This is a genomic window from Variovorax sp. GW821-FHT06D12 (genome assembly GCF_059419205.1).
The window spans coordinates 232,249-246,300 of record NZ_JBWKRI010000003.1 but is presented as its reverse complement, the minus strand read 5'-3'; the positions used below and the strand labels follow the sequence as shown (position 1 = coordinate 246,300).

Below are 14,052 nucleotides of genomic sequence, written 5' to 3'. Positions count from 1 at the left end.
CGGCAGCGCGCGCCCGAAGTTGAGGGCGCGCGGTGTCATTGCGCCTGGCTCAGAACTCCGACCAGTCGCCCTTGGCGTCGCCGGCCATGGCGAGCTGCGGTGCGCCACTCGGTTCGCGGCGCGTGGGCAGCGCCTTGGCGCGCGGCTTGGGCGTCGGCTTCGGCGGCTTGGGAATCGGCGTGATGCGCGTGAAGCTGGCGCGGGTCGTTGCGACCGCGTTCGCGTCGAGCTTGAAGACGCTCACGGCCTGCACGAGGGCGCCGGCCTGCTCCTGCAGCGACTGCGCGGCGGCCGAGGCTTCCTCGACCAGCGCCGCGTTCTGCTGCGTCACCTGGTCCATCTGCGTGATCGCCTGGTTGATCTGCTCGATGCCGGAGGTCTGTTCCTGGCTCGCCGCAGTGATCTCGCCCATGATGTCGGTCACGCGCTTGACGCTGCCCACGATCTCTTCCATCGTGCGGCCGGCTTCTGCGACTTGCTTGCTGCCTTCCTCGACCTTTTCCACCGAGTCGCCGATGAGGGTCTTGATCTCCTTGGCGGCGGCTGCGGAGCGTTGCGCGAGGCTGCGGACTTCGGAAGCCACGACGGCAAAGCCTCGGCCTTGTTCACCCGCACGAGCCGCTTCAACAGCGGCGTTCAGCGCCAGGATGTTGGTCTGGAATGCGATGCCATCGATCACGCCGATGATGTCCACGATCTTCTTGGACGACGCGTTGATCGAGCCCATCGTGTCCACCACCTGCGACACGACCGCCCCACCCTTCACCGCGACTTCCGAAGCGGAGACGGCCAGCTGGTTCGCCTGCCGCGCGTTGTCCGCGTTCTGCTTGACCGTCGAGGTCAGCTCTTCCATCGATGCCGCCGTCTGCTCCAGCGAGCTGGCTTGCTCTTCCGTGCGCGACGACAGGTCCTGGTTGCCCGAAGCGATCTGCCCCGAGGCCGTGGCGATCGTCTCCGTGCCCGTTCGCACTTCACCCACCACCTTGGCGAGATTCGCGTTCATGTCCTTCAGCGCCTGCATCAGCTGGCCCGTCTCGTCGCGGCTGTCCACGCGGATGTTCGCGCTCAGGTCGCCGGCCGCAACGGTCTCGGCCACGCCCACGGCCTTGGCCAGCGGGCGCACGATGCTGCGCGAGATGAAGAAGGCGAACAGGCCGCCCAGCAGCACCGTGAGCGCCGTCAGCAGCAAACGCAGGTTGAAGCTCTTCGCATTTGCCGCGTCGATGGCGTGGCTCATGTCGTCGATGGCGCGGCGTTCGATGGCCAGCAGCTCGAGCACGCGGTTTTCATAGGCCTTGGCGGCCGGCTGAAACGACAGCTGGTAGGCGCGCACGGTCTCGACCGTGTTGCCGCTGGCCTTGGCGCGGGTCACCTCGTCCTTGGCGGCCTGGTACTTGGCGCGCAGCTCGACGATGGACTTGTAGGTCGCCTTCTCCTCGTCGGTGACCAGCAGCGCCTCGACCTTGGCCATGGTCTCGCTGCCCTTCTTCACGCTCTCGGAGATCACGTCGGCGAACAGCATCGGCAGCGCCTCGTCGGTGGTGCGCGCGATCATCGAGGTGCGCGCGATGGCCGAGTAGGTCAGCACGTACCAGTCGGAAATGAGCCGCTCCTTGGCCAGCGGGCTCTGCATCATGATGCGCGTGGCTTCGGCGTTCTTGTGCGCCGACATCAGCCCCACCGCGCTGGAAATGAGCGTCAGCCCCAGCACGATGGCGAAGGCGAGGGTCAGGCGGGTGCCGATGCGAAGGTTCGAAAAGAATGTCATGGGGTGGTCCTCAAACGGTGGCGGCGGCTTCGATGAGGCCCATTTCTTCGCTGGACATCAGCCGGTCGATGTCCACCAGGATCAGCATGCGTTCGTCCAGCGTGCCCAGGCCGATCAGGTAGTCGGTGTCGAGCACCGAGCCCATCTCGGGCGCCGGCTTGATCTGCTCGGCCGTGAGCGTGATCACGTCGGACACGCTGTCCACCACCATGCCCACCACGCGGCCCGAGATGTTCAGCACGATCACCACCGTGAACTGGTCGTAGGTGGGTGCGCCCAGCTCGAACTTGATGCGCATGTCGATGATCGGCACGATGATGCCGCGCAGGTTGACCACGCCCTTGATGTAGTCCGGCGCGTTCGCGATGCGCGTCACGGCGTCGTAGCCGCGCAGCTCCTGCACCTTCTGGATGTCGATGCCATATTCCTCGTCGCCGAGCTTGAAGGTCACGACCTCCAGGCGGTTGGCCACGGTGGACGCGGACGGCGCCGCGCCATTCGATCGCGGTGATGTGTCTCTGGTGTTGTTCAACATGTGTTCTTCTCCTCGTTCAATACGCATCCCGGGCGCCGGCACCCTCGCCCGCCCCGGTCCTGAATACCCCTGCGGCCCTGACCAGGCCCTCCGCCTGTTCCTGCAGCGACTGCGCCGTGGCCGACGCTTCCTCGACCAGCGCGGCGTTCTGCTGCGTCACCTGGTCCATCTGCGCGATGGCCTGGTTGATCTGCTCGATGCCGGAGGTCTGCTCCTGGCTCGCGGTCGTGATCTCGCCCATGATGTCGGTCACGCGCTTCACGCTGCCGACGATCTCCTGCATGGTCCGGCCGGCCTCGGCGACCTGTTTACTGCCTTCTTCGACCTTCTCCACCGAGTCGCCGATGAGCGTCTTGATTTCTTTCGCGGCGGCGGCCGAGCGCTGCGCGAGGCTGCGCACTTCCGACGCGACCACGGCGAAGCCCTTGCCCTGCTCGCCCGCGCGCGCGGCTTCCACGGCCGCGTTCAGCGCCAGGATGTTGGTCTGGAACGCGATGCCGTCGATCACGCCGATGATGTCGACGATCTTTTTCGACGAGGCGTTGATCGAGCCCATCGTGTCCACGACCTGCGACACCACGGCACCGCCCTTCACCGCCACTTCGGACGCGGACACGGCCAGCTGGTTCGCCTGCAGCGCGTTGTCCGCGTTCTGCTTCACGGTCGAGGTCAGCTCTTCCATCGATGCCGCCGTCTGCTCCAGCGAGCTGGCCTGCTGCTCGGTGCGCGAGGACAGGTCTTCGTTGCCCGAGGCGATCTGGCTCGACGCTGACATCACGCCCGCGACGTTCGCGCCCACGTCCGCGACGATCGCGAAGAGGTTGGCGCTCATCTGGTTCAGCGCGCGCAGCAGCCCCGCGATCTCGTCGCCAGGCCGCACCGTGAAGCGCACGAGGTCGCCACCGGCGATGGTGCGTGCGACCTCGATGGCTTCGTCGAGCGGACGGAACACCGTGCGCCCGAGGAACGCCCCCAGGCCCAGCCACGCCAGCGCGGCGCCGAGGCTGCCCGCTGCCACGGCGGTGGGCAGCCAGCTGTGCGCGCCGGACGCAGCGGCCAGACGGGACGCTTCCATCCAGCCCATCGCGCCCAGGCCCGCTGACAGCGCCGCCGCCGCGACGGTCACGCCGAACACGCGGCGCCGCACCGGGATGCGGCGCAGCCGCGCCAGCGGACGCGTCCAGCCGCTGCGCACCACCTCGCCCTGCAGCAGCTCGAGGCCCTTGGCCTCGCCCTCGCGCATGCGGCGGTAGAGCGCATCGGCGGCCGCCACATCGTCGCGCGCGGGACGGCTGCGCACGGACATGTAGCCCTCCACGCGGCCCTGGTGGCGGATCGGCGTGACGTTGGCGAGCACCCAGTAGAAGTCGCCGTTCTTGCGCCGGTTCTTGATCAGCCCGGTCCAGGGCAGGCCCTGGTCGAGCGTGCGCCACAGGTCGGCGAAGGCCTCGGGCGGCACGTCGGGGTGGCGCACGATGTTGTGCGCCTTGCCCAGCAGTTCGCCGGCCGTGAAGCCGCTGGCCGCGACGAAGGCCGGGTTGACGTAGGTGATGCGGCCCTTGAGGTCGGTGCGGGACACCAGGGCCTCTTCCTTCGAGAGTTCGTATTCGATGTCGGTGACGGGCAGGTTGACACGCATGGCCGGTGCGTCGCCTTCAAGCCAGGGCCAGCGCGTTGCTGTGGGCGCTGCTTCCGCCGAGGCGGAACACGCCGACGACCTGCGACAGGCTGCCCGCCTGCTCCTGCAGCGACTGCGCGGCGGCCGAGGCTTCTTCGACCAGCGCCGCGTTCTGCTGCGTCACCTGGTCCATCTGCGTGATCGCCTGGTTGATCTGCTCGATGCCCGAGGTCTGTTCCTGGCTCGCAGCGGTGATCTCGCCCATGATGTCGGTCACGCGCTTGACGCTGCCCACGATCTCTTCCATCGTGCGGCCGGCTTCGGCGACTTGCTTGCTGCCCTCTTCGACCTTCTCCACGGAGTCGCCAATCAGGGTCTTGATTTCCTTGGCAGCGGCGGCCGAGCGTTGGGCGAGGCTGCGGACTTCGGAAGCCACGACGGCAAAGCCTCGGCCTTGTTCACCCGCACGAGCAGCTTCAACCGCCGCGTTCAGTGCCAGGATGTTGGTCTGGAATGCAATGCCATCGATCACGCCGATGATGTCGACGATCTTCTTGGAAGATGCATTGATCGAGCCCATCGTGTCTACGACCTGCGACACGACAGCGCCACCCTTCACTGCGACTTCCGAAGCGGAGACGGCCAGCTGATTCGCCTGCCGCGCGTTGTCCGCGTTCTGCTTCACCGTCGAGGTCAGCTCTTCCATCGACGCCGCCGTCTGCTCCAGCGAACTCGCCTGCTCTTCCGTGCGCGACGACAAATCCTGGTTGCCCGAAGCGATCTGCCCCGAGGCCGTGGCAATGGTCTCCGTGCCCGTTCGCACTTCGCCCACCACCTTCGCGAGATTCGCGTTCATGTCCTTCAGCGCCTGCATCAGCTGGCCCGCTTCGTCGCGGCTGTCCACGCGGATGTTCGCGCTCAGGTCGCCGGCGGCCACGGTCTCGGCCACTTCGAGCGCATGGCCCAGCGGGCGCACGATGCCCAGCGTGAGACGCCAGGCGAACAGCGCGCCCACCGCCAGCGCGATGGCCGACAGCACGAGCAGCGTGGTGCGGCCCTCGGTGTGGTCGGCCGCGATGCCCTTGGCGGCGGCGTCGATCTTCTCGCGCTGGTGGTTGGCCAGGTTTTCGACGGCGCCGGCGTAGACGGCGAGCGCCGCGCTGAACTTGGTGTCGACCAGCGCATTGGCTTCGTCGACTTTCTTCTCGTCCTTGAGCTTGTTGAGCGTGCCCACGGTCTCGAGCACGACGACGCGCGCCGCGACCACCGCGGCATAGAGCGCCTTTTCTTCCGGCGTGGCGAGCATGGCTTCCAGCTGCTTCTGCGCCGGCGTGATGCGCGCCGAACCCGCCGCCTGGAGCTTGGCGAAATAGGCCGCCACCTCGGGGTCGGTGGTCTTGACCATCGCGTAGTTGGCCACCGTGTTCGACTTGAGCAAGCTGAGCCATTCCGCCGCCAGCCGTTCCTTGACCAGCGCGCCCTGCACCATCTCGTCGGTGGCCTGCCCCACGTTCGTGAGGCGCAGCACGCCGGTGCCCGCAATGAATGCCATCAGCAGCAGCAGCACCGCGAAGCCGAGCCCCAGGCGGGTGCCGATTTTCAGATCCTTCAAACTCATTGCGCTTCTCTTCCTTCAATAACGGGGGACGGTGGCCGCATCGCGCGGCGGGCCACCGGCATGACATGACGGCATGGCGGGGCAGCGGCCTGCGCCACCCCGTCTCCCTGTTATCGGCAGCGCGCCGCCAGACTTGAGTCTTTTTTCTAAAGAAAGGCGCGGATCGGGGCGCGGGCGCATGCGTTCTCTGTCAGGCGTCGGTGGCGTTGACGTGCTGGAACACCCGGTCCAGCCGCTCGGCGACCTTGGCGTCGTGGTGGCTTGCACGGGCCCGTGCGTGCGCCGCGAAGCCCGCGAGACCCAGGCCCGTCAGGCAGGCGGCGCCGGCCAACGCCCACACGGCATGGAGCGCCCAGGCGCAGCCGGTGCCGACATGGAAGCCGAGGAAGAGCGCCACGGCCAGCAGCAGGAGCAATGCGGCGAAGCCCACGCCGACGCGGCGCAGGGCTTTCGGATGGAAATGCGTGGACACGGGGTGTTCAGGCCGCAACGGCTTCGTCGGCGTCGAGCTTGAAGGTGCTCACGGCCTCCACCAGGGCGCCGGCCTGCTCCTGCAGCGACTGCGCCGCGGCCGAGGCTTCCTCGACCAGCGCCGCGTTCTGCTGCGTGACTTGGTCCATCTGCGAGATCGCCTGGTTGATCTGCTCGATGCCCGAGGTCTGCTCCTGGCTCGCGGCGGTGATCTCGCCCATGATGTCGGTCACGCGCTTGACGCTGCCCACGATCTCTTCCATCGTGCGGCCGGCTTCTGCGACTTGTTTGCTGCCTTCTTCGACCTTTTCCACCGAGTCGCCGATGAGGGTCTTGATTTCCTTGGCTGCTGCGGCGGAGCGTTGGGCGAGGCTGCGGACTTCAGAAGCCACGACTGCGAAGCCGCGACCTTGCTCACCAGCGCGTGCGGCTTCAACCGCTGCATTCAGCGCCAGGATGTTGGTCTGGAATGCGATGCCATCGATCACGCCGATGATGTCCACGATCTTCCTGGACGAGGCGTTGATCGAGCCCATCGTGTCCACGACCTGCGACACCACGGCGCCGCCCTTCACAGCGACTTCCGAAGCAGAGACGGCCAGTTGGTTCGCCTGCCGCGCGTTGTCCGCGTTCTGCTTCACCGTCGAGGTCAGTTCCTCCATCGACGCCGCCGTCTGCTCCAGCGAACTCGCCTGCTCTTCCGTGCGCGACGACAGATCCTGGTTGCCCGCCGCGATCTGCCGCGACGCCACCGCGATCGAATCGGTCGAGGCCTTGATGCGCGTCACGAGGTCGGTGAGCGTGTCTTCCATCTCGCCCATGCCGCGCAGCAGCCGGCCGAAGTCGCCGCCGCGTTCGGTCTCGAACTCCTGGCTCAGGTCGCCGGAGGCCACGGTCTCGGCGATCAGCAGCGCCTCGGCGACCGGATCGGCAATGCTGCGCGTGAGCATCCATGCGAGCACCGCGCCCAGCGCGAGCGCGGCCACGGCCAGCGCGACGATGTAGAGGAGGCCCGCGCGGTACTGCGCGTCGATGGCGGCGGCGGTGCTGTCGATGTGCTTCTGCTGGTGCGCCACCATGGCGCGGATGCCCGCGTCGTAGCCGTCGAGCATCGGCAGCAGCTGCGTGTCGGTGCGCGTCGCGGCCTCGTCCTTGCGGCCTTCGGTCTTGAGCTGGAGGATCTGCTGGCGCAGCGCGATGTACTCGCCGCGCCGCTTCTGGATGTCGGCGCTCAACGCCAGCTCTTCCGGCGACACGAGCAGCGCCTCGAGCGCCTTCTGCGTCTCGGAGATCGTGGCGCTGGTGGCCGCGATCTGCTTTTGCAGGTAGGCCTGCACCTGCGCGTCGTCGCTCTTGAGCAGCGAGAAGGTGCGCACGCTGTTGGTGGCCGTGCCCAACTGCCAGGCCGTGGCCAGGCGCTCCTTCGACAGGGTGCGCGACGCCATGTCCTGCGTGGCCTCGCCCACGCCCTGCAGCCGCAGCACGCCGATGCCCGCCACGGCCACCAGCAGCGCCAGCACCAGCGCAAAGCCGGCGCCCAGCCGCATTCCGATCGTCCAGTTCTTTATCGTCATTCGCTTGTCTCCTCTCGGGGCCTCTCGTGTCGTTGTTCTCGGGTCCGGGCAGTCAGGCTGTGCGAAGGGCTCAGCCGAACTTCTGCATGATGCGAACCAGCTTCTCGCCGTACTTCGGGTCGGTGGCATAGCCCGCGCGCTGCAGGCCGTGCGCGGCCTCGGCCGGGTCGGCAGTCGCCAGCACGTTGGCGTAGCGCGGGTTGCGCGTGATGAAGCGCGCGTAGTCGGTGAAGGCCTCCTCGTACGAGGCGTAGGCGCGGAACTTCGCGCGCACCTTCTGCGGCTCGCCGTCGATGTATTCGGTGGTGGTGGTCTCGACCGTGGCGCCCTTCCAGCCCTTGTCGGCCTTGATGCCGAAGAGGTTGAAGCTTTGCGTGCCGTCGTCGGCGCGGATCTCGCGCTTGCCCCAGCCCGATTCGAGCGCGGCCTGCGCCAGGATCAGCGGCGCGGGCACGCCGCTGGCGGCGCTGGCCGCCTGTGCCGAAGCGCCCATGCGGTCCACGAACGCATCGACCTGGCCTTGCAGCGAGGCGTTCGCCGCCGGTGCGGGTCCGTTCTTCATTTGATAGACGCCAAGGTCGGCCGCGGTCGACACGCGCGCGCCGGGCGACGAGCCGATGGGAATGCCCGCGCGCGGGCCGTACGGCAGGCCGGGGGGCGGCTCCAGCGACATCGGCCGCGTGCCTGTGCCCTCGTCGGCTTCGGGCGCCGCCGAAGGCATCTGCCGCCGCAGCTGCGCCAGCATCGCCTCGGCCAACCCCACGCCGCGCCCCGAGAGGTTCTGCGTGAGCTGCTGGTCGAACATCGACAAATAGACCTTCTGGTCCTGGCTGTCGAGCAGGCCGCTCGAAGGCGTCGCCTCGCGCATGCTCTTGAGCACCATGTTCATGAACAAGGCCTCGAACTGGCGCGAGACCTGCTGCAGGCCTTCTTCGGGCGAGGTGCGCACGGTGCGCCGCAGCGCATCGACGCCCTGCACGTCGAGCGCAAAACGCTGGTCGAGCGCGCCGCTGCGGCTGGCCGCGTCGGCGCCGGTCCATGCTGTGTTGGCGGAGATGGTCATGCCTGCGGCCTCAGATGATCTCGAGCTCGGCGCTCAAGGCGCCGGCCGACTTCATGGCCTGCAGGATCGACACCAGGTCCTGCGGGTTGGCGCCCAGGCTGTTCAGCCCCTTGACCACATCAGCCAGCGAGGCGCCGCCGCGCACCATCTGGATCGCGCCGCCGCCCTGGTTGACGGAAATCTGCGAGGTCTGCGCCACCACCGTGCTGCCGCCCGAGAACGCGCCCGGTTGGCTGATCACCGGCTCGGTGTTGATCACCACCGACAGGTTGCCGTGCGCGATGGCGCAGTCTTTCACGCGCACCGCCTGGTTCATCACGACCGAGCCCGTGCGCGCATTCACCACCACCCGCGCGCCCGCCTGCGTGGGCGTGACCTCGAGCTCCTGCAGCTGCGCGAGAAAACCCACGCGGCGCTGCGGCTCGGGCGCCTGCACGCGGATCACGCGCGCGTCCATGGCTTCGGCAGTGCCGGCGCCGAACTGGCGGTTGATGGCGTCCGTGGCGCGCTGCGCGGTGCCGAAGTCGGAGCGGTTCAGCTCGAGGGTGAACGAGCCTTCCGCGCCCACCGGCGCCTCGACCGTGCGCTCCACCAGCGCGCCGGCGGGAATGCGCCCCGAGCTCAGCTGGTTGACCTGCACCTTGCTGCCGTTGGCCGCGGCGCCCGCGCCGCCCACCACCATGTTGCCCTGCGCCACCGCGTAGGTCGCGCCGTCCACGCCCTTGAGCGGCGTCATCAGCAGCGTGCCGCCGCGCAGGCTCTTGGCATTGCCCATCGACGACACCGTGACGTCGATGTTCTGGCCCGGCCGCGCGAACGACGGCAGCGTGGCCGTCACCATCACGGCCGCCACGTTCTTCAGCTGCATGTTCACGCCCTGCGGGATCGTGATGCCCAGCTGCTGGAGCATGTTGTTCAGGCTCTGGGTGGTGAACGGCGTCTGCATCGTCTGGTCGCCCGTGCCGTCCAGGCCGACCATGAGGCCGTAGCCGATGAGCGGGTTGTCGCGCACGCCCTGGATGCTGGCGAGTTCCTTGAGCCGTTCCGCATGCGCGGGCGCGATGAACAGGAGCGCGCACAGCGCCGCGATGCGCCAGCGATTCGAAGTAGGTGAAGCCTGGAGGTGTGTCATCAGAACGGCATCACGTTCAGGAAAATTCTTTGCATCCAGCCCATGTGCTGGGCTTCGTCGATGTAGCCCTTGGCCGAGTACTCGATGCGCGCATCGGCCACCAGCGTCGAGGGCACGGTGTTGTTGCCCGACACGGTGCGCGGGTTCACCACGCCCGAGAAGCGGATGTACTCGGTGCCCTGGTTGATGCCCATCTGCTTCTCTCCGCTCACGAGCAGGTTGCCGTTGGCCATGACGTCGGTCACGGTGACGGTGATCACGCCGTTGAAGGTGTTGTTGGCGTTGGCGCCGCCCTTGGCGTTGAGCGTGTTGGTGCCCGACAGCTTGGTCTCCTGCCCGTCGAGCAGGCCGCCGATGAGCTTGGGAATGGCCGCGAACACACTGGTCGTGTTGCCCGTGCGGCTGGCGTTGGCGCCCGAGTTCTTGGTCGCATTGACCTTCTCGCTGATGAGGATGGTGAGGATGTCGCCGACGTTGCGCGGACGGCGGTCTTCGAACAGCGCGTTGGCGCCGGGGCCGTCCTGGAAGATCGCACCGGGAGCGCGCCGCGCCTGCACCGCCGCGTACTGGTCGGCGCGCGCCGTCATCGGCTGGTGCACCAGCGGCTCGCGCGGCACCTGCGCGCAGCCGGCGGCCAGCGCGGTGGCGAGCAGCAGCGCCGCCGCCCGGCGAAGAAGACGCACCCCCGCCCGCATCACAACTGGGCCAGGCGCTGCAGCATCTGGTCCGAGGTCTGGACCGCCTTGCTGTTGATCTCGTACGAGCGCTGCGTGGCGATCATGTTGACCAGTTCTTCCACCACGTTGACGTTGGAGGCCTCCACATAGCCCTGGCTCAGCGTGCCCGCGCCGTCCACGCCGGGGTTCACCTGGTTGGGCGCGCCCGAGGCGTCGGTCTCGGCGTACAGGTTCTCGCCCTGGCTCTGCAGGCCCGTCGGGTTGACGAAGGTCGCGAGCTGCAGCTGGCCGACCTGCACGGTGTTGGTGCCGCCCGCCTGCACCACCGACACGATGCCGTCGCGGCCCACGGTGATGCTGGTGGCGTTGGCCGGGATGGTGATGGCCGGCTGCACCGGGAAACCGCTGGCGGTGACCAGCTGGCCGTCGCGGTCGGTCTGGAACGAGCCGTCGCGCGTGTACGAGGTGGTGCCATCGGGCATCAGCACCTGGAAGAAGCCGCTGCCGCTGATGGCCACGTCGGTCGGCTTGTCGGTCTTGGTGAGGTTGCCCTGCGAGTGGATGCGCTCGGTGGCGACCACGTGCACGCCGGTGCCCACCTGCAGGCCCGAGGGCAGGCGCGTCTGGTCGGAGCTCTGGCCGCCGACCTGGCGCAGGTTCTGGTAGACCAGGTCTTCGAACACGGCGCGGCTGCGCTTGAAGCCGGTGGTGCCGACGTTGGCCAGGTTGTTGGAGACCACGTCGAGCTGCGTCTGCTGCGCGTCCAGGCCGGTCTTGGCGATGTAGAGGGAGCGGATCATTGAAAGGAGTTCCTGGAAGAGAGTCAGCCGTAGGCCAGCAGCTTGTTGGCGGTCTGCGCGTTGATGTCGGCGGTCTGCAGCGACTTCATCTGCATCTCGAAGCTGCGCGCGTTGGCGATCATGGCCACCATGGCATCGACCGGCTGCACGTTGCTGCCCTCGATGGCGCCGGAGATGAGCGTGACGGCCTCGTCGGCCTCGGCCGGCGGCAGGTCGGCGCGCATGCGGAACAGGCCGTCGTCGCCGCGCACGAGGTCGGTCACGGGCGGGTTGACCAGCTTGAGCCGGCCCACCTCGGCGATGCCAGTGAGCGTGGTCGAGGCCGCGTCGCGCGAGCCCACGAGGCCGTTCGAGGCAATGCTCACGGCCGAACCCGGCGGCACGGTGAGTGCGCCGTTGTCGCCCACCACGGGGCGACCGCCCATCGTCGTGAGCTGGCCGTCGGCGCCGATCTGCAGGTTGCCGACGCGCGTGTAGGCCTCGCTGCCGTCGGCCGCCTGCACCACCAGCCAGCCTTCACCGCCCACGGCCACGTCGAGCGCGCGGCCGGTCTGCGTGAGCGGGCCGTGCGTGAAGTCGGCGCCGGGCGTGGTGGCGGCCACGAAGGCGCGCGTGGGCGCCTCCTCGCCGACCACGGGCACGGCGCGGAAGGTCGCGATCTGCGCGCGGAAACCCGGCGTCGAGACATTCGCCATGTTGTTGGCGACCACGGCCTGCTGCTCCATGGCCTGCTTGGCGCCGCTCATGGCGACATACAGCATTCGATCCACGAAGTGCTCCCGATCAGCGGATGTTCATGAGCGTCTGCATGACCTGGTCCTGCGTCTTCACGGTCTGCGCATTGGCCTGGTAGTTGCGCTGCGCGACGATGAGGTTCACCAGCTCGGAGGTCAGGTCGACGTTGGACGACTCCAGCGCGCCCGAGGCCAGCGAGCCGGCCTTGGTGCCTTCGCCCGGCGTGCCGGTGAGCGCGTTGCCCGAGGCCTGCGTCTCGGCCCACACGTTGTTGCCCTTGGGCTCCAGGCCGTTCGGGTTGGCGAACGACGACAGCACGACCTGGCCCAGCAGGCGCGTCTGCTCGTTGGAGAACTTGCCGGTGATGGTGCCGTCGGGGTTGATCGAGAACGCGGTGAGCTCGCCCGACTTGTAGCCGTCCTGGCCCAGCTTGCTCATGCCGTTGGCGCTGCCGAACTGCGTGGTGCCCGTGAGGTCGACCGACGCGGTGAGCGGCGAGGCGCCGTTGGTGAAGGTGAGCGGTCCGATGTTGAACGCGCCCGAGGCCGGTGCGGTCATGACGCCCTTGGCGTCGAACGTGACGTTGGACAGCGCGGCGCCGCCGTTCAGCGGCGCGCCGTCGGAGGTGCCGTACACGTTCCAGGTGTTGGCCGCGGTCTTCACGAAGTACACGGCCACGTCGTGCGGGTTGCCCAGCGAGTCGTAGATGGGGCCGATGGCGTTCGGGTAGTTGTAGGTGGCCGCGTCGGTGGGGTTGAACGGCGTCTTGGCGGGCACCGTGCTGCGCGCGTCGAGGTTGAACTGCGCGTCGATGTTGGCCGTGGGCTTGGGCGGCATCATGCCGCCCTGCACCTGGATCGGGCCCGGCGTGCCGCCGCTGATGCCGCCGCTGGCGTTGGCGCCGTAGCCGGTGAGCTGCAGGCCCTGCGCGTTGACGATGTAGCCGTCCTTGTCGCGCGTGAACTGGCCGTTGCGCGAGTAGAAGACCTCGCCGCTGGGGCTCGCCAGGCGAAAGAAGCCGTCGCCGTTGAGGATGGCCACGTCCAGCGGGCGCGTGCTCGACTGCGTCACGCCCTGCGTGAAGTTCTGCGTCACGCCCGACACCGAGGCGCCCAGGCCCACGCGCGAGCCGGCGTACACGTCCTGGAAGGTGGCGGCGGCCGACTTGTAGCCCACCGTGCCCGAGTTGGCGATGTTGTTGCCGATGACGTCGAGGTTGGCCGCGGCCACGCCGAGTCCGCTGATGCCTTGGGAGAAACTCATGAGGGGGTCCTTGTTCGGTGCGAGGAAGAAGAGTGCGAAGGGCGCGGCCCGCACGGGCCACGCCGAAGACGAAGACGAAAGCTCAGAGGAACAGGCGCACGTCGCCCAGCCCGATGCTGGCGCCCGAGGCCAGTTCCAGCGTGACGCCGCCGGCGCCCTGCTTCACGGCGGCCACCTGCGAGAAGGTGAGCGCGGTGGCCTTCACGGTGGTGCCGTTGTTGCTGGCATCGACCGTGAAGCGGTAGGCGCCCGGTGGCACCGCCACGCCCAGGTCGTCCTTGCCGTCCCAGGTGACGGCGTTGACGCCTTCCTTCATGGCGCCCGCGTCGAGCGTGCGGATCACCTTGCCGGTGCTGTCGACGATCTTGATCTCGACGTCGGCGGCGGTGCCCGGCAGCTGCACGGCGAAGGCCTGCGTGGCGGGGTCCTTGCCGTCTTCGGGCTTCTTGGTGGTGAGCACGTCGCCGGGCGACAGCACGTTGTAGCCGATGAGCGAAGTGGCCTGCAGCAGCTGGTTGGCACCGGTCTGGTTGACCAGGCCCGAGAGCGTGGCGTTGAGCTTCTCGATGCCGCTCACGGTGCTCATCTGCGCGAGCTGCGAGGTCAGCTCGGCGTTCTGCATCGGGTTGAGCGGGTCCTGGTTGTTCAGCTGCGTGACGAGCAGCTTGAGAAAGCGCTGCTCGCTGTCGGCGCCGGACACGTTGTTGTTGCTGTTCGCCGCCGTGGGCGCGTTCAGCCCGCTGATGGACGAGGTGTCGGAAAGGGCCATGGGGTCGGTGTTCTTCCTGCGGGAGGCGC

13 protein-coding genes are annotated in these 14,052 nt (G+C 68.1%); all 13 read right to left on the bottom strand.

Translation table 11 applies throughout. The features are described 5' to 3' along the window. Window positions 1–49: 49 nt before the first annotated feature. The 13 genes from AC07SQ_RS11870 to AC07SQ_RS11810 all read right to left on the bottom strand — a co-directional run bounded on the left by AC07SQ_RS11870 (window position 50) and on the right by AC07SQ_RS11810 (window position 14,023). Window positions 50–1,768 carry a methyl-accepting chemotaxis protein gene (locus AC07SQ_RS11870; RefSeq protein ID WP_159274371.1) on the bottom strand — a complete coding sequence of 573 codons (1,719 nt, stop codon included), beginning with the start codon at window positions 1,766–1,768 and terminating at the stop codon, window positions 50–52. A 10-nt stretch (window positions 1,769–1,778) separates the two neighbouring features. Continuing rightward, window positions 1,779–2,303 (bottom strand): chemotaxis protein CheW, encoded by a 525-nt coding sequence (locus AC07SQ_RS11865; protein WP_070061536.1) that lies wholly within the window; start codon window positions 2,301–2,303, stop codon window positions 1,779–1,781. A gap of 16 nt (window positions 2,304–2,319) precedes the next feature. Continuing rightward, complete coding sequence (locus AC07SQ_RS11860; RefSeq protein WP_495271113.1) at window positions 2,320–3,942, bottom strand: methyl-accepting chemotaxis protein; 1,623 nt, start codon at window positions 3,940–3,942, stop codon at window positions 2,320–2,322. Between the two features lie 16 nt (window positions 3,943–3,958). Beyond that, window positions 3,959–5,539, bottom strand: a complete 1,581-nt coding sequence (locus tag AC07SQ_RS11855; RefSeq protein ID WP_495271114.1) for a methyl-accepting chemotaxis protein — start codon at window positions 5,537–5,539, stop codon at window positions 3,959–3,961. A gap of 190 nt (window positions 5,540–5,729) precedes the next feature. Then, window positions 5,730–6,011 (bottom strand): hypothetical protein, encoded by a 282-nt coding sequence (locus tag AC07SQ_RS11850; RefSeq protein ID WP_495271115.1) that lies wholly within the window; start codon window positions 6,009–6,011, stop codon window positions 5,730–5,732. A gap of 7 nt (window positions 6,012–6,018) precedes the next feature. After that, window positions 6,019–7,584: a methyl-accepting chemotaxis protein gene (locus tag AC07SQ_RS11845; RefSeq protein WP_495271116.1), complete on the bottom strand. Its 1,566-nt coding sequence runs from the start codon at window positions 7,582–7,584 to the stop codon at window positions 6,019–6,021. Between the two features lie 70 nt (window positions 7,585–7,654). Then, window positions 7,655–8,647 (bottom strand): flagellar assembly peptidoglycan hydrolase FlgJ, encoded by a 993-nt coding sequence (gene flgJ, locus AC07SQ_RS11840; protein WP_495271117.1) that lies wholly within the window; start codon window positions 8,645–8,647, stop codon window positions 7,655–7,657. Window positions 8,648–8,657: 10 nt separating this feature from the next. Beyond that, entirely contained in the window at window positions 8,658–9,779 is a 1,122-nt protein-coding gene (locus AC07SQ_RS11835; protein WP_495271118.1) for a flagellar basal body P-ring protein FlgI, read from the bottom strand. Further along, on the bottom strand, window positions 9,779–10,474 hold the full coding sequence (locus AC07SQ_RS11830; protein ID WP_095946601.1) for a flagellar basal body L-ring protein FlgH: 696 nt from the start codon (window positions 10,472–10,474) through the stop codon (window positions 9,779–9,781). The genes AC07SQ_RS11835 and AC07SQ_RS11830 overlap by 1 nt, the downstream gene beginning before the upstream one ends. Then, window positions 10,474–11,256: a flagellar basal-body rod protein FlgG gene (gene flgG, locus AC07SQ_RS11825; RefSeq protein ID WP_062469245.1), complete on the bottom strand. Its 783-nt coding sequence runs from the start codon at window positions 11,254–11,256 to the stop codon at window positions 10,474–10,476. The genes AC07SQ_RS11830 and flgG overlap by 1 nt, the downstream gene beginning before the upstream one ends. Before the next feature lie 23 nt (window positions 11,257–11,279). Beyond that, complete coding sequence (locus tag AC07SQ_RS11820) at window positions 11,280–12,026, bottom strand: flagellar basal body rod protein FlgF (RefSeq protein WP_070061529.1); 747 nt, start codon at window positions 12,024–12,026, stop codon at window positions 11,280–11,282. Window positions 12,027–12,039: 13 nt separating this feature from the next. Next, window positions 12,040–13,254 carry a flagellar hook protein FlgE gene (flgE, locus tag AC07SQ_RS11815; RefSeq protein WP_095747489.1) on the bottom strand — a complete coding sequence of 405 codons (1,215 nt, stop codon included), beginning with the start codon at window positions 13,252–13,254 and terminating at the stop codon, window positions 12,040–12,042. An 82-nt stretch (window positions 13,255–13,336) separates the two neighbouring features. Further along, a complete protein-coding gene (locus AC07SQ_RS11810; protein ID WP_495271119.1) occupies window positions 13,337–14,023 on the bottom strand; it encodes a flagellar hook assembly protein FlgD in 687 nt (228 codons plus the stop codon). Window positions 14,024–14,052: the final 29 nt, after the last annotated feature.